Genomic DNA, 15,175 nt, shown 5'->3' on the forward strand with positions numbered 1-15,175 from the left:
TTACTCAATTTCTATACAAAGATACATGAATAAGATGTATATAGCAATGCTGGCTTAGTCTTTCTTGTTTTTTTCAGGAGTAAAAGTCTCAAATGTATTATCTGAATAGAATATCATTATTTTGCTCACATTTCTGGAAGGTTGTTCAGGAAGCACAATTTGTTCTATTACAGGTTGTTTAGGTGTGTTTACAGGTGTCTCAACCCTAATTTCCTTGCGATATTCGGGAGAATCCGGCTGGTTGGACGGATTTATCGTCGTATTTGTAAACAAATCGGGCTCAGTTAACACATGTTCGCGCATCATATTGCCTTTACCGAATAAAAGCCAGTCAGAATCTACATACGTAAACCGTTCCAGAATTTTTACCAGTACATCCAGGCTGGGATTATTTCTGCCGGATATAATATGTGACATAGCTGATCGCTGGATGCCGATTGCCTCGGCAAATTTGGAAGGAGTTAGTCCTTCATGTTCCATTACTGCTAAAATACGATCTTTCATAACCAAAATGCGGATTATATATCAAAAATAGCTGCCAATATGACTGTTTACAAGAATTTAATACAGAATTAAATCATGACACAAATATAACACATTATTTCCAATTGTACAATTTATATTTATAATCATAAACCGATACAATTGTGATACATGTTGTACATTTGTAGCTGACTCGTTTGTAAACCTATACAAGAAAGCATAAAATAGGATTAAAGTTGTGTTAATGAATTTATATAATAAATACCTGTAAAATAGATCGTTATTGCTTTTCTATTTATGAAATAAAGAAGCAATTTCACATTTATATACGGAATAATAGGAAGAAATTAATGTATACAATTAATATATCTGGATAATGAGCTGGTTTTTGATGTATTATCATACATCTTTGTAGTAACAGTATTTAAACCTATTTTTATTGATTTATATTAGTAATGTATACTACTACATTTGTAACGCCATTCTATACTATACAAAAGTAACTTGCAGCGTTATCCGATTGTATACAAATACTTCTGATTACAAAAGTAACCTGCTTCAAGCTGTATACCTTTGTAACATGATATCTTTTATTATAAAATGATCACTGCCAATATGTCTTGTTTTTGTTGTAACTCTTTCCTCTATGTGATATACTTTTGTATCCTATACCCTAAAAGTTGATTTTTTCGTGATATTTGTAAACAACTATACAGGAAGAAATAAATATTAAATTCTCAGAGGGGTAAAACATAAACCGAATCATTGAAAAACAAAACAGATACCCTATTTTTCCATGTTCGGAAATCTGACTGTTCTAGAAAAATAAGGGCAAAAAAACGTTATCAAGACTCGTAACGGCTAAAAAAGAAAAAAACTGCATATGGCGATCACTCCAGGATCATCCATATGCAGTTTGCACTACCGATTCTATTTTTTTAATGAAGTATTTTATATAATAATTCTTTGAGTAAATCTGCATCCGAAGCAGAAGAGTTGTCTACTCCTTTTGACCTGGCATCAGTAGTCCGGATGTCACTGATCAAATTAAAAACTTTCATAGCAGGATAATTCCTTAATCCAGTCATATAATCTTTCACCTGAAAAGTCCCTCTTAAACCTAACGCTGTCATTAAGCCTGTTTCCGATCTGTCCTTCGTATAATAGCAGATTAACAAGTTTGAGAAATAATTAAAAATTACAGGAAGGGTCATCTGTATCGGATTACTTTTCGGGTTCTTTTCGAAATACTGAGCAATCCGGTTTGCTTTTAATACATCCTTTACTGCAATCGCTTTTATCAACTCGAAGTTATTGTACTCTTTACTTATTCCGATATTTTGTTCAATCAACTCCGGCGTGACGCGTTTTGGGGCTTTTTCAGGCAAGATCAGAGCCAGCTTGTCCAATTCCTTACTTAGACGGCTTAAATCGTTTCCAAGGAAGTCTGAGAGCATTTGAGCGGCCTTTGGATCGATCCCGATGGAACGCTGCTGCATGAACGAAACGATAAACCCAGGCATTTTATAATCAGGAATCTTTTTCGCTTCGAACAAAACGCCTGTTTTTTCAGTAGCTGCAGCCAAAGACTTCCTTCTGTCCAGATTCTTGTACTTGTAATTGACAACCAGCACGGTCGATTTAAGCGGATTTTTCACATAATTGGTCAGCAATTCTATATCACGGACCAACTGTGCTTCACGCACGACCACCAGTTGATATTCAGACATCATAGGGAATCTCCTGGCGGCATTGATGATCATAGCCGCGTCTGTATCAGCACCATACATGATCATCTGGTTAAAGTCCCGTTCAGACTCCGACAACACGTTCTCAATAAGCAGATCGGTTATCTTATCCATGAAAAAGGGTTCTTCGCCCATTAAAATATAAACGGGCTGGAATTTCTTAGCAACGATATCCCGGCATATTTCCTCGAACGTATTTTCTTTTTTAGCCATAATAAAGCATTAAATATTACCAACTGAACCGGATATGACGAACTGTTTTTTTATCATCGATGATTTGACGGAGGGCTTCGATACCCAATTTTACATGTTCGGGAGCAAAGTTACGGGTAACAACCCGGTCGCTGGCTTCTGTTTTAACCCCATCTTCCTCCAAAGGCTTATCCGAGATCATCAGCAAGGCTCCCGTCGGTATTTTATTGGCAAAGCCAGCTGTAAGCAGCGTGGCTGTTTCCATATCGATACCGGTGGCATGCGTACGTTTCAAGTATTCCTTGAAAGAAGTATCGTATTCCCAGACACGGCGGTTCGTTGTATAAATCGTTCCGGTCCAATAATCTTTCCCCTGGTCTCGAACGGCAGAAGAAATGGCACGCAACATCGAAAATGCAGGGAGCGACGGGACTTCGGCCGGCAGATATTCGTTGGAAGTTCCTTCTCCACGAATGGCGGCGATCGGCAATACATAATCACCCAAATTATTGGCTTTCTTCAAGCCACCGCATTTACCTAGAAATAAGACGGCTGTCGGACTGACGGCTGACAGCAAATCCATGATTGTTGCCGCATTTGCGCTCCCCATGCCGAAATTAATAATCGTAATACCTTCCGCCGAAGCATTCGGCATGGAACTTTTCAGTCCGAGTATGGGCACATTAAAAGATTCGGCAAACAGCTCTACGTATTTGGTAAAGTTCGTGAGTAATATATACTTATCAAAATCTTCCAGCTTACGATCGGTATAACGAGGCAGCCAATTTTCAACGATTTCTTGTTTTGTTTTCATAAATCATTACCTTTGAGGGTACAATCATAGTGTATAATATAAACGACAAATATAATAAATGCTGTCATTAAATTTACCAACATTCGCTGCTAAAGTAAAGGAAAAAGATGGGAAGCACGTCATATTCGATCCGGTGCGCCGTAAATTTGTTGCTCTGACCCCTGAAGAGTGGGTACGGCAACATTTTGTGAATTATCTGATTAGTGACAAGGGATATCCCAAAGAACTTCTGGCCAATGAAGTTCCTTTAAAATTGAACGGCACATCCAAACGATGTGACACGGTTGCATATAACCGCTTTTTAACCCCTTTAATGATCGTAGAGTACAAAGCCCCCCATATCGAGATCACGAGTTCCGTATTCGACCAGATAGTGCGTTATAACATGGTATTACACGTGCGTTACCTTGCAGTTAGCAACGGTATCAGCCATTTCTGCTGCAAAATAGACTACGAAAATTTGACTTATTCTTTTTTGGAAGGAATTCCGGAATATGATGTGCTGGAATAAACAAAACTGGTAAAAAAAGACAATAGACTTATTCTTATTCATCTGAAAACAGGACAGATAATAAGTATTAGATTTTTTCACACAAAGCCTCTCCCCTTATCCTTCAACGTCTAATTGCCGGATAAGGGTTCGTCAGCCCAACCGGAGACTGTAATTCCTTATCAAAGATTTATCCGGGACTATATGATGTGTGAATCCCCTATTAGATTCAGCCAATCTTTTCTGTTCCCCCGCAAAAACAGAATCAGATATGACCGGAATCAATAAAGGCAGACATAACAAAATCAACACTCCGAGGAGCATTGTTGTCAATAATTCAGAAGTATATATAGTAATAAACTGGTGTAGCATTTCCGTATATTCATAATTATACGGAACAAACATAGCAATATTTATTTAATAAACAAACATTTACTGAATAAATATTGCTATTTGGAGTATTTTTATAAAACTGATGCAGTTTTATTATAATAAATGGCCACGGAGTCCACTCGAGGAGTATCGGACTTATGAATATACACAGAATTATCAATTCCATGTATTGGCTGACTTATTTCTTCTTTTTCATTAAAAAGAAGAGAGTAACCTAGTATAACTGCGAAAAAAGATAGAATCAACAACTTCATAATCTTGCTCAATTTTATGTCTATATTAGCTAAGATGTAATAAGAACGGAAAATGCTGCATGATATTACAAAAAAAGGGAAGAAAATATTATTTCTTCCCTTTTTATTTATTGAGGCTTGTAAATACCTACCGTTTTTTATGCACCGAAGTCATCGAAGTGTAACATTTCGCGAGGTACACCCAAATTGTCAAGCATATTTTCTACCGCTTTCGACATCGGGCCCGGACCACACATGTAATATTCGATATCTTCCGGAGCTTCATGATCCTTCAGATAAGTATCGTAAATTACCTGATGAACGAAACCAGCTGTATACTTCACGCCTGCTGCATCAGCTGCAGGATCCGGGCGGTCAAGCGCCAGATGGAAAGTAAAATTCGGGAATTCTTTTTCTATTTCCAGGAAGTCTTGCAGATAGAACACTTCATTCAATGCACGTGCACCATAGAAGTAAGACATCTTACGATCTGTTGTCTTCAATGTCTTAGTCATGTGCATGATCTGAGCACGCAACGGAGCCATACCGGCACCACCGCCGACCCACATCATTTCTCTCTTAGAGTCGAAGATCGGATGGAAATCACCGTAAGGACCGCTCATGATTACCTTATCACCCGGTTTCAGGGTAAAGATATAAGAAGAAGCGATACCCGGCATCACATCTTGGAATCCAGGACCCTGTTCTTTCGGTTTGAAAGGAGGAGTTGCGATACGTACCGTCAACATGATACGGTCTCCTTCTGCAGGATAGTTGGCCATAGAGTAAGCACGGATAGTCGGTTCAGTGTTCTGACATTTCAGACCGAACAAACCGAAATTCTTCCATGCCGGCAGATAACCTTCACCGATCAGGTCTTTATCGATATCCTTGTCATAATCCATAGTATATGCAGGAATCTTGATCTGTGCATAAGAACCCGGAACGAAGTCCATGTGTTCACCCTTAGGCAGAGCAACGATAAACTCTTTGATAAAGGTAGCCACGTTCTTGTTGCTGATCACTTCGCATTCCCATTCCTTAACTCCGAATACTTCATCAGGAACTTTGATCTTGATATCTTCTTTTATCTTGGTCTGGCAACCCAGTCTCCAATGATCTTTAATTTGTTTACGAGAGAAGAAACCAACTTCCGTAGGAAGAATGTTTCCGCCACCTTCCGGCACCTGACAACGGCACTGTCCACAGCTACCGCTACCACCACAAGCAGACGACAGGAAAATACCTTCACTCTGAAGCGTATTCAATACTGTTCCACCTATGGGAACATCGTATTCCTTTTCTCCGTTAACAACCATCCTCACATTGCCCGATGGTATTAATTTTGCTTTCGCAAATAAAAGCGAACCAACAAGGATCAGTGTAATCACGAGGAAAACAACTGCTCCGACTGCAATGGTAAGTCCGCCCGACATTAATATAATCATCTTTATTCTTGTTTAATGCGTTAATACTTAGATCTTAAGTCCTGAGAAGCACATAAATGCCATACCCATCAGACCGGTAATGATAAAGGTAATACCCAGACCTTTCAAAGGCTTCGGTATATCCGAATAAGCCAATTTTTCACGGATAGCAGCCATACCAACGATAGCCAGCATCCAACCGATACCAGAACCTAAACCGTATACAGTAGCAACTCCTACATTAGGAAATGCTCTTTGTTGCATAAACAGAGAACCACCCAGGATAGCACAGTTTACAGCGATAAGCGGCAAAAAGATACCCAGAGATGCATACAATGCCGGAGCAAATTTCTCAACAACCATTTCAACCAACTGCGTAAATGAAGCAATGATGGCGATGAAGATGATCAGAGAAAGGAAACTCAGGTTTACTCCTGCATATTCAGCGCCCAACCAGCTCATGGCGCCTTCTTTCAATATATAATTTTCGAGCATATAGTTGATCGGCAACGTACATACCAGGATGAACGTTACAGCCATACCCAATCCTAAAGCAGTCTTTACGTTCTTGGAAACAGCCAGGAAAGAACACATACCCAGATAGTATGCGAAAATCATGTTGTCTACGAAGATCGAGCGGACAAACGTGCTTAAATATTCTTCCATTCTATTATTCGTTTAATAGTTTGTATTAATTTTCTTGAAGCTCTTTGTTCTTAGAACGGTGAACCCATATAATCACGGCAATCACGATCAAAGCCATCGGAGGCAGGATCATCAAACCGTTGTTTACATAGCCGAAGTCGTAGAATGCCTGCGGGATCACCTGGAATCCAAGTAACGTACCAGAACCCAATAATTCACGGAAGAAACCTACGATCACAAGGATCAGAGCATACCCCAAACCATTACCGATACCGTCCAGGAAAGATTCCCACGGACCGTTACCCAGGGCGAACGCCTCCAGACGTCCCATCAGGATACAGTTGGTAATGATCAGACCAACGAACACCGAAAGCTGCTTATTTACATCATAGGCAAATGCTTTCAATACTTCACTTACAATAGTTACCAATGCGGCAACAACTACCAACTGTACGATAATACGGATACGGTTAGGAATTGTATTACGCAGTAACGAAATAATCACGTTGGCAAACGCCACCACAGCCGTCACGGAAATACCCATTACAATAGACGGCTCAAGTTTTGATGTTACAGCCAATGCAGAGCAGATACCCAACATCTGTACGATGACAGGGTTGTTTGTGCTCAACGGGCCTAACAGAACTTCTTTATTCTTACTTGATAATAATCCCATCTTCTTACTGATTTTGTGAGGTTAAAAACTTAACATAACCATTCAGGCTATTGAACAACATATGGTCAACCCCCTGACTGGTGATCGTACCACCTGAAATACCGTCAACATAGTCCTGACCGGCTACGCTCTTACCCGGCTTAACAATAGCTACGGATTTGAATTCGCCGTTAAAGAACAATTTTTTACCTTTAAATTCATTACTGAACTGAGGTTTTGAGATTTCAGCACCTAACCCCGGAGTTTCCCCCTGGTGACTGAAGTCTGCACCAAAAATTGTATTCTTATCATCATCAACGGAAAGATATCCCCACAGAGGTCCCCACAAACCAGCACCAGACAAAGCCATGATATATTTGTTTTTACCATCTACATTGGCTACGAATACCGGATGTTGATCTGGTGTTGCAGTAAATGCATCACCTTCCACCTTTTCTCCATTTTCATTCACAAGGAAAGATTCTTTGATCAGTTCGCTGTATTTTGCTTCAGCTTCATTAGGCTGAACAGATACATTGATTGAACGCAGAATCTGCTGTCTTTTGTCGTTATCTTCGTTCTTCTGCTGGAAAGTTCTCAGCGATTGTGAAGTAAATGCCAATACAACAGCTACCAAAACAACCATTACAGAAGCATAAACTACTGTATATACGTTGCTGTCTCTATCCAATCCCTTCTTACCGGCAGCAGCCTCTTTGATTTCTTCAAATTCAGAAGCAGGAACGCCACATACAGGACAAACATCCGGAGCTTTATTTCCTTCGTGGATATATCCACATACTTTACATTTATATTTTGCCATACTCCTTCTTACATTATTTGATTACACGTTTCAATCTGCGGTTGATGTTAGCTTCTACCACATAGTAGTCGATCAGCGGAGCAAATACATTCATCAACAGGATAGCAAGCATCATACCTTCAGGATAACCTGGGTTCAATGCACGGATAATGATAGCCATTGCTCCTACCAGGAAGCCATAGATATATTTACCTGTTTCAGTACGTGCAGATGTCACAGGGTCGGTAGCCATAAATACGGCACCAAAAGCAAAACCGCCCAGGAACAAATGATCGATCGGAGATACACACATAGCCACCGTTGTGCCGATCATATTGAAGATAGCAGCCATAACAGCACCACCTACAAATACAGACAGCATGGTCTTCCAGCTTGCGATCTGAGTATACAGAAGGATAACAGCACCGATCAGGATAGCCAATACGGATGTTTCACCGATTGAACCCGGAATCAGTCCCAGGAACATATCCCAGGTAGTCATCGGGTTACCCAGTACGTCAACTGTCTGGAATGAACCGATCATATCTTTACCGGCAATAGCAACCTGTCCCAGCGGAGTGGCTCCGGAGAAACCGTCAACTACTGTTCCTGCACCCAGTCCGAATGTATCGGCTGTGCGAACGAATACCTGGTCACCAGACATGGCAGCCGGATAAGCAAAGAACAGGAATGCACGTGTTACCAATGCAACGTTAAATACGTTATAACCTGTACCACCGAACACTTCCTTGGCAAAAACAACTGCAAAAGCAGTAGCCACAGCGATCATCCACAGCGGAGTATCGATAGGAACGATCATCGGGATCAATATACCGGAAACCAGGAAACCTTCCTGAATTTCTTCTTTTTTCACCTGGGCAACAGCAAACTCGATACCCAGCCCTACTACGTACGAAACAATAATTTTAGGCAGTACAGCCAGGAAACCGAAGATGAATGTCATCAAAAATCCGGGATCAGCACCAACAGCCAGATTGTGTTGATAGCCGACATTGTACATACCAAAAAGCAAAGCAGGCAACAAAGCGATAATAACCACAGTCATGGTACGCTTAGAATCGATATAGTCGTGAATATGCACGCCTGATTTCGAAGTGGTGCTCGGAACAAATAAGAATGTTTCAACACCTTCGAATACAGAACGGAACATCGCCAGCTTTCCGCCTTCCTCAAAGTTAGGCTTAATCTTGTCGAGGTAATTCCTTAACGCTTTCAATGTATTCTAATTTTTTATGTTATTAATTCATTTCCTTGTATAACAGATCCAATCCCTGACGTACGATCTTCTGGATCTCGATCTTGGAAGTGTCAACAAATTCACAAAGTGCAAAATCTTCCGGAGCAACTTCATAGATACCCAGATTTTCCATTTTATCGATATCGAAAGCGATAATGGCTTTCAGCAGGTATTCGGGATAGATGCTCATCGGGAATACTTTTTCGTATTCGTTCGACATGATCATGGCGCGTTTACCTCCTTTGATACGTGCATCGATTACATATTCTTTGCTCTTCGGAGCCAACCAGGTAAAGAAAGAATGGCTTACACTGTATTTTCCGAATCCCGGAGTTGCCCAACCGAAGAAGTCATACGTTTTGTCTCCTTCAGGGATCACGGTGATCTGATTATCGTAAGCACCCAAATAATCGTCTTTACGAACTTTCGTTCCGGTCAGCACATTTCCGCTGATGATACGAAGATCTTCCTTGCCTTCCAGGATCTTTCCTGCAACCAAACTGTTGATCGTACAACCGGAAATAGTTTTAACGTATCCTCTTTCTGTTGTTTCAGAACCTGTAATAGCAACCAAACGGCTGAAATCAGCTACACCTTTGTTAAACAGACGACCGATAACGATCACATCTGCCGGGTTTACCACCCAAACTACTTCGAGTTTGTTCACCGGTTTGATATGGTTGATCTGTACCCCTACGTTACCTGCAGGATGTGGTCCTTCAAACTCAACCGTTTCAACACCTTTCACATTCACGGAAGAACCTTTTCTGACGCCGACATACACTTTACCTTTGGTAAGTTTTGCCAATGCATCCAACCCGGTCTGGAAATCAGCTTCCTGTCCTTTCAAAATGAAATCGAAATTCGGAGCCAACGGTGCAGAATAGAACGCAGACACGAAAATGTCACGCGGCTCATCTGACGGCGTAGCTACGATATCGTACGGACGCTGTTTGATAAAAGGCCACATACCACCATTGAGCAGGGCTTCTTTTACCTCTTCACTTTTCAGTGAAGACACATTTTTCTTACCGAAATCCTCGTACTCGATCTGCGTGTCCGGCTTAACTACGATGCTAAGCACTTTACGCTTCTCTCCTCGGTTTACGGCAGTTACTTCACCGCTAACGGGTGAAACGAACTTGATCTCCGGGCGGTTCTTATCGATCATCAATACAGAACCGGCTTTGACTTTTTCTCCTACTTTAGCAACAACTTTGGGGGTAATACCGTTATAATAATCGGGGACGATAGCATAACTGTCGCTTTTCCCGGTGTTTAACAGTACGTCCGAAGCTTTGCCCTTCAGATTAATGTCTAAACCCTTTTTAATCTTAATCACATTTGCCATGATACAACTAAAATTGTTTATATGTAATTTTCCCGCAAAAGTACATAAATTTTTATGCTTTAAAGCAGGATTAAAGAAATAATTAAAGAAATAATTCCATAATTTTGTACCGTCAAAGAAAGAGACATGAAAATGAGAGTACATTGTTTATTATTTTTGTTGTTTTGTGCCGCTGTAATGCAGGCCAATGCTCAGCAAACGTACTTTACCGACGTTAACAGCAAGCTGATAAAAACCCTTCAGGTGAAGGTGGCCGGAGAGTTTATTTCCGAGCCTTATATCGAATTGAATGGAGGTCAGCAGATCCAGATCAACTTCGATGCGTTGGAACAGGGCGGTGTCCGTTATTCCTACTCCATCATCCATTGTGATGCCAACTGGCAGAAGTCCATCCTCTCTCCCATTCAATATATGAGTGGTTTTCAGGGATTAACAATAGATGACTTCGCGAATTCCATTAACACCACGACGCAATACACAAACTATAATCTGCTGTTGCCGAATGACGACATACAGTTTAAAGTTTCGGGTAATTATGCCGTGCAGATTTATAATGAAGATATCCCTGACCAGATAATTCTCACGGCCTGTTTTTCGGTGGTAGAACCGATGGTCGGCATCTCTGCATCTGTAAGCGGAAATACCGATATCGATACCAATCAGAGCCATCAGCAGGTCAGTTTCAGTATCAATAACAAGAACTTTCCTATTCCATATCCGCAAACCGACCTGAAGATATTCGTTTATCAGGATAATCGCCGAGATAATGCAGTCTCAGGCCTTCAACCTATGTCCATCGCTGAGAATCAGATCACATATTCTTACAACCGGAGTCTGATATTCCCTGCAGGGAATGAATATCGCCGTACAGAATTTCTAAGCACAAAATATAACGGAATGCATGTGGAAAGTATTTCTTTTCACAACCCCTACTACAATGTTGAGCTGATGACGGATCACAAACGATGTGACCAAACATACCAGTATGACCAGGATCAGGACGGTCGTTTCTTTATCCGTTGCAGCAGTTGTGACGATCCGGATACGGAAGCGGATTATTTCATTGTTCATTTTGCCTTGGCGTGCGATCCTTTTCTCGACGGAAGTGTCTATCTGAATGGCGAACTGTACCATAATGTACTCGATGAAAAGAGTAAGATGGGGTATAATTTTGAAACTCACCAATATGAAAAGGCAGTGCTTCTAAAACAAGGAAGTTATAATTATCAGTATCTGTTCGTACCGAACGGCAGTACTGTCGGAGAAACAGGACCGATAGAAGGCAATTATTATCAGACGGAAAACGAATATACCATCTACGTCTATTATCGCCCTATGGGAACACAATATGACCGGCTCATCGGAGTCACAAGCGTTAAAAATGCCATGCAGGTATTTTGATTAAGCTAAACTAAACATCCTGGTTGTTCTTTATCTAAGAGACCGGGATGTTTGGTTTTACTAGAGCTAATTATTCATTCCTAAGATTTTTCTGCTTCAAAATTAATTCCGGCTTTTCTTGCCTGTGAATGTTGGAACTGACGGGCTATCTTGTATTCATGTCCTTCTTTCAGCAGATAGGCACCTGTCTGCTTGAACCAAAAGCTGATATGTTCTTCCATGCATTGCCGGCGGATATCCAATACCCAATCATAATTACATACACGAGCTTCCTTTCCGGATTCCCCTCCCGCCACAATCTGTTCCACCCATGCCCCCAGTTCTCCTCTGAAATCGATTGCACTAAGAAGGGGTTCACAAATAATGATTTTATGTTTTATCGGAGCAGCTTTATAAATAGGCAAACGATAGTCTACTCTATCTTGATTCTCCATTGTACAGCAAATAGTTACATGATCATACCCATTTCCCCAATCAGGCGGAAGACATTTATGCAGCCGGTCTATCCGTTTGGTAATAAAAAGAAAATGAAGATCCTGCCTTTCCCGTATCATTGCCCAGGCTTCCTGCCTCCATTCATCCGCATCTTCTACTAGAAAATCAGAAGTAAAGCAGGTATAAACAAGGTTTCCCGAAGGAATCTTATATGTTTTATTCTTTTTCTGCTGCAAAGGCAAATCAAATTTTTCCGTCTTTGTAACAACAGAGCTATCTTTCCCATATTTACTATCACTACGGTATACATAACAATGCCGGCAACCTTCACTTAATTTGTGACAGCCATGCCAGGGATTCCATATTGAAGACTTTTGTCCCATTCTATATTTCCTCAAAACTAGTTTTTAAACGTTCCTCCGGACTGGCAAATATAGAAAAGAGATATGATAACCCTATGATGTTTGAATATAAAAAGTATCTTTGAAAGCTGGAATTAAAAAAAGCAGATGCTATGAAAACTGTTATTATACCCAAATATCTTTATACCTCTATCCTGGTAGCCGTACTGATCGCCATCTTACTGACTATCGTACAGGTTATTCCGGAAAAACCGTTGCTTTTATCAGAACGATTAATGTCCTCCGGAGGTTGGATCCAAATTGGCATAGCTGTTATTTACGGAGCAATACTCTCCTATAAAATGCAAGACCGCAAAGAACGTCCGAAATGGAGAATTAGGGCATGGCTACTTTTTTCCATTGTTTTCTTCGGACAATTATTATTAGGAATCCTTGTCGATCCCATATTTCTTATGACGGGAAAGCTGCATTTACCGGTTCCCGCTGTTATACTTGCAGGGCCTTTGTACCGGATGGAAGGATTATTCATGCCGATACTTTTCCTGAGCACGCTGTTATTATCCGGTCCTGCCTGGTGCAGTCAGCTTTGTTATTTCGGAGCATTTGATGCCTGGAGCGCAAAAGGCAAAACAGAAAAAACAGCTTTTCGCTATCATCGACAGCTACGTTACAGCGTATTTTTATTAGTAATTGCCGGAGCCATCACGTTAAGACTAGCAGGAGCTGAAGGCTGGATCGCAACACTCGCAGGAGTTACAGTCGGAATAATCGGATTAGGAATCATGCTGACTCTTTCACGACGAAAGAGAAAAATGATCCATTGCAGCAGCTATTGCCCAATAGGGACATTGGTTTCTTTTATGAAGAAACTCTCTCCTTTTCGGGTCAGCTTAAATACGAACTGTACCCATTGTATGGCTTGCCTGAAAGCCTGTAAATATGATGCTTTGCATAAAGAAAATATTGAAAAGGGAAAACTCGGTTATACCTGTACGTATTGTGGCGACTGCCTTTCTGCCTGTAAACATAGCGGATTGGAGTATCGCTTTTTAAAACTGCGTCCGGCCACAGCCGAACGCCTTTGGATCATCATTACAGTCGTTTTACATACCTGTTTCCTGATGATTGCACGCATCTGATAGGTAGACAAGCTTTCCGGCTACATAAGTAGCTAAAATATTACGATCATCCCCTAATGTCTGAACACCGAATAATTTGTTTTCAAGATTCCATTTCCCATTACGTTCAAGATAATTTTTGCGCATTTGCAGGGAAGAGGTTGCCATGCAATCGACAACAATAAAGTCAGCCTCTCTTCCCTTTTCAAAGCTACCGATCTTATCATCCAGCTGTAACGCCCTGGCTGTACCGAGAGTACATTTATATAATGACTCAAATACAGACATCGAATAACCATTCAATTGCTGTACTTTATAAGATTCTGCCATTGTTTTCCAAAGAGAAAGAGAAGTTCCTCCCCCCACATCTGTGGCAAGCGTTGTCTGTATATTGATCCTGTTAGCCTGTTGCATATCGAACAAGCCACTTCCCAAGAACAGGTTCGATGTCGGGCAATGGGCTATTATCGCTCCGGCTTCTGCCATTCGCCGGCATTCCGAATCAGAAAGATGGATGCAATGTCCGAATACAGAACGATTCGTCACTAGTCCGGCACGTTCATAGACTTCCAGGTAATCAGAACATTCCGGAGAAAGAGAAAGTGTCGAATCTATCTCATTCTTATTTTCTGAAAGATGAGTCTGGATATATGTATCGGGATATTCTTCATGCAAGCGGGCTGCACTGATCAGTTGACCATGTGTGGAAGTGATCGAAAAACGGGGAGTAATCACATACAGATTACGCCCTTTCTTATGCCAGGTCTCGATCAGCTCCCTGCTATCGGTTTCTCCGGACTCTTCCGTATCTGTCAAAGCCTGTGGAGCATTACGGTTCATCAACACCTTACCGGTCATCATCAGCATGTTATAATCGGAAGCCACGGAAAAAAGCGCATTGACCGATTCCTTATGAACCGTGGCATAAGCCATACACGTTGTCGTTCCGTTACGGAAAAGCTCATTCACAAAGAGACGGGCTACCCGCTCTGCATATTCCGGGTTACTGAAGGCTTCTTCCGTCGGATACGTATATTCGTTCAGCCAGTCAAGCAACTGTCTGCCATACATACCGATCATCTCCGATTGCGGATAATGAACATGCGAATCAATCAACCCCGGCATCAATAATTTACCGGAGTAATCCGTGAGGGATGCTCCCGGATAACGATCTTTTATATCTTCATATGCACCGGTTTCCACAATCTTCCCCTCCGAAACCACCAGAAGCCCGTCAGAAAAATAACAATAGCAGTCTTTTGATTCTAAAGGAGAAGACTTAAAGTAAAAGACTTCTCCCCTGTATAAATATATCGGCTCATTCATTTTCTTACCTGTTGTTGGTTCTAATGACCAAAGATACAAAAA

Annotated in this window: 14 protein-coding genes; 3 read left to right on the top strand and 11 right to left on the bottom strand. The window is 41.1% G+C overall.

Annotated features, from left to right (window positions below; genetic code table 11):
- Nucleotides 1-54: 54 nt before the first annotated feature.
- The 3 genes from DXD68_RS01585 to DXD68_RS01595 form a co-directional block, all read right to left on the bottom strand.
- On the bottom strand, nucleotides 55-504 hold the full coding sequence (locus tag DXD68_RS01585) for a helix-turn-helix domain-containing protein (RefSeq protein ID WP_199715346.1): 450 nt from the start codon (nucleotides 502-504) through the stop codon (nucleotides 55-57).
- A gap of 917 nt (nucleotides 505-1,421) precedes the next feature.
- Complete coding sequence (holA, locus tag DXD68_RS01590; protein WP_122360007.1) at nucleotides 1,422-2,444, bottom strand: DNA polymerase III subunit delta; 1,023 nt, start codon at nucleotides 2,442-2,444, stop codon at nucleotides 1,422-1,424.
- A 16-nt stretch (nucleotides 2,445-2,460) separates the two neighbouring features.
- Nucleotides 2,461-3,237 (bottom strand): AMP nucleosidase, encoded by a 777-nt coding sequence (locus tag DXD68_RS01595; protein WP_122360008.1) that lies wholly within the window; start codon nucleotides 3,235-3,237, stop codon nucleotides 2,461-2,463.
- Between the two features lie 58 nt (nucleotides 3,238-3,295).
- Between DXD68_RS01595 and DXD68_RS01600 the strand changes: the two genes are divergently transcribed.
- Entirely contained in the window at nucleotides 3,296-3,748 is a 453-nt protein-coding gene (locus tag DXD68_RS01600) for a type I restriction enzyme HsdR N-terminal domain-containing protein (protein ID WP_122360009.1), read from the top strand.
- Nucleotides 3,749-4,511: 763 nt separating this feature from the next.
- On the opposite strand, the gene nqrF is transcribed toward DXD68_RS01600, so the two are convergent.
- The 6 genes from nqrF to DXD68_RS01640 are packed head-to-tail and all read right to left on the bottom strand — an operon-like array spanning nucleotide 4,512 to nucleotide 10,491.
- Nucleotides 4,512-5,801, bottom strand: a complete 1,290-nt coding sequence (gene nqrF / locus DXD68_RS01615) for an NADH:ubiquinone reductase (Na(+)-transporting) subunit F (protein WP_082211848.1) — start codon at nucleotides 5,799-5,801, stop codon at nucleotides 4,512-4,514.
- Between the two features lie 27 nt (nucleotides 5,802-5,828).
- Complete coding sequence (gene nqrE, locus DXD68_RS01620; RefSeq protein WP_007656841.1) at nucleotides 5,829-6,446, bottom strand: NADH:ubiquinone reductase (Na(+)-transporting) subunit E; 618 nt, start codon at nucleotides 6,444-6,446, stop codon at nucleotides 5,829-5,831.
- Nucleotides 6,447-6,471: 25 nt separating this feature from the next.
- Nucleotides 6,472-7,101, bottom strand: a complete 630-nt coding sequence (locus tag DXD68_RS01625; protein ID WP_075557435.1) for an NADH:ubiquinone reductase (Na(+)-transporting) subunit D — start codon at nucleotides 7,099-7,101, stop codon at nucleotides 6,472-6,474.
- 4 nt (nucleotides 7,102-7,105) lie between these two features.
- Nucleotides 7,106-7,903, bottom strand: coding sequence for an NADH:ubiquinone reductase (Na(+)-transporting) subunit C (gene nqrC / locus DXD68_RS01630; protein WP_122360012.1), 798 nt, complete (start codon nucleotides 7,901-7,903; stop codon nucleotides 7,106-7,108).
- 13 nt (nucleotides 7,904-7,916) lie between these two features.
- Entirely contained in the window at nucleotides 7,917-9,119 is a 1,203-nt protein-coding gene (locus DXD68_RS01635; protein WP_122360013.1) for an NADH:ubiquinone reductase (Na(+)-transporting) subunit B, read from the bottom strand.
- Nucleotides 9,120-9,141: 22 nt separating this feature from the next.
- Nucleotides 9,142-10,491: a Na(+)-translocating NADH-quinone reductase subunit A gene (locus tag DXD68_RS01640; RefSeq protein WP_075557432.1), complete on the bottom strand. Its 1,350-nt coding sequence runs from the start codon at nucleotides 10,489-10,491 to the stop codon at nucleotides 9,142-9,144.
- A 132-nt stretch (nucleotides 10,492-10,623) separates the two neighbouring features.
- On the opposite strand from DXD68_RS01640, the gene DXD68_RS01645 reads away from it, so the two are divergent.
- Nucleotides 10,624-11,892, top strand: a complete 1,269-nt coding sequence (locus DXD68_RS01645) for a DUF5103 domain-containing protein (protein ID WP_122360492.1) — start codon at nucleotides 10,624-10,626, stop codon at nucleotides 11,890-11,892.
- An 80-nt stretch (nucleotides 11,893-11,972) separates the two neighbouring features.
- Here the strand turns inward: DXD68_RS01645 and DXD68_RS01650 are convergent, their stop codons facing one another.
- Nucleotides 11,973-12,710, bottom strand: coding sequence for a DUF5131 family protein (locus tag DXD68_RS01650; protein ID WP_122360014.1), 738 nt, complete (start codon nucleotides 12,708-12,710; stop codon nucleotides 11,973-11,975).
- Between the two features lie 131 nt (nucleotides 12,711-12,841).
- Between DXD68_RS01650 and DXD68_RS01655 the strand changes: the two genes are divergently transcribed.
- Nucleotides 12,842-13,828 (top strand): 4Fe-4S binding protein, encoded by a 987-nt coding sequence (locus DXD68_RS01655; RefSeq protein ID WP_122360015.1) that lies wholly within the window; start codon nucleotides 12,842-12,844, stop codon nucleotides 13,826-13,828.
- Here the strand turns inward: DXD68_RS01655 and guaD are convergent.
- Nucleotides 13,793-15,133, bottom strand: a complete 1,341-nt coding sequence (gene guaD / locus DXD68_RS01660) for a guanine deaminase (protein WP_122360016.1) — start codon at nucleotides 15,131-15,133, stop codon at nucleotides 13,793-13,795. The two genes, DXD68_RS01655 and guaD, sit on opposite strands and share 36 nt — an antisense overlap.
- Nucleotides 15,134-15,175: the final 42 nt, after the last annotated feature.

It is taken from the genome of Parabacteroides sp. TM07-1AC (assembly GCF_003480915.1).
Lineage (GTDB): Bacteria > Bacteroidota > Bacteroidia > Bacteroidales > Tannerellaceae > Parabacteroides > Parabacteroides chongii.

Coding starts and splice junctions, on each gene's coding strand:
- DXD68_RS01645 (WP_122360492.1), top strand. CDS start 10,624: ATGAGAGTACATTGTTTATTATTTTTGTTGTTTTGTGCCGCTGTAATG.
- nqrC (WP_122360012.1), bottom strand. CDS start 7,903: ATGGCAAAATATAAATGTAAAGTATGTGGATATATCCACGAAGGAAAT.
- guaD (WP_122360016.1), bottom strand. CDS start 15,133: ATGAATGAGCCGATATATTTATACAGGGGAGAAGTCTTTTACTTTAAG.
- DXD68_RS01595 (WP_122360008.1), bottom strand. CDS start 3,237: ATGAAAACAAAACAAGAAATCGTTGAAAATTGGCTGCCTCGTTATACC.
- DXD68_RS01585 (WP_199715346.1), bottom strand. CDS start 504: ATGAAAGATCGTATTTTAGCAGTAATGGAACATGAAGGACTAACTCCT.
- DXD68_RS01650 (WP_122360014.1), bottom strand. CDS start 12,710: ATGGGACAAAAGTCTTCAATATGGAATCCCTGGCATGGCTGTCACAAA.
- DXD68_RS01640 (WP_075557432.1), bottom strand. CDS start 10,491: ATGGCAAATGTGATTAAGATTAAAAAGGGTTTAGACATTAATCTGAAG.
- DXD68_RS01655 (WP_122360015.1), top strand. CDS start 12,842: ATGAAAACTGTTATTATACCCAAATATCTTTATACCTCTATCCTGGTA.
- DXD68_RS01625 (WP_075557435.1), bottom strand. CDS start 7,101: ATGGGATTATTATCAAGTAAGAATAAAGAAGTTCTGTTAGGCCCGTTG.
- nqrE (WP_007656841.1), bottom strand. CDS start 6,446: ATGGAAGAATATTTAAGCACGTTTGTCCGCTCGATCTTCGTAGACAAC.
- nqrF (WP_082211848.1), bottom strand. CDS start 5,801: ATGATTATATTAATGTCGGGCGGACTTACCATTGCAGTCGGAGCAGTT.
- DXD68_RS01600 (WP_122360009.1), top strand. CDS start 3,296: ATGCTGTCATTAAATTTACCAACATTCGCTGCTAAAGTAAAGGAAAAA.
- holA (WP_122360007.1), bottom strand. CDS start 2,444: ATGGCTAAAAAAGAAAATACGTTCGAGGAAATATGCCGGGATATCGTT.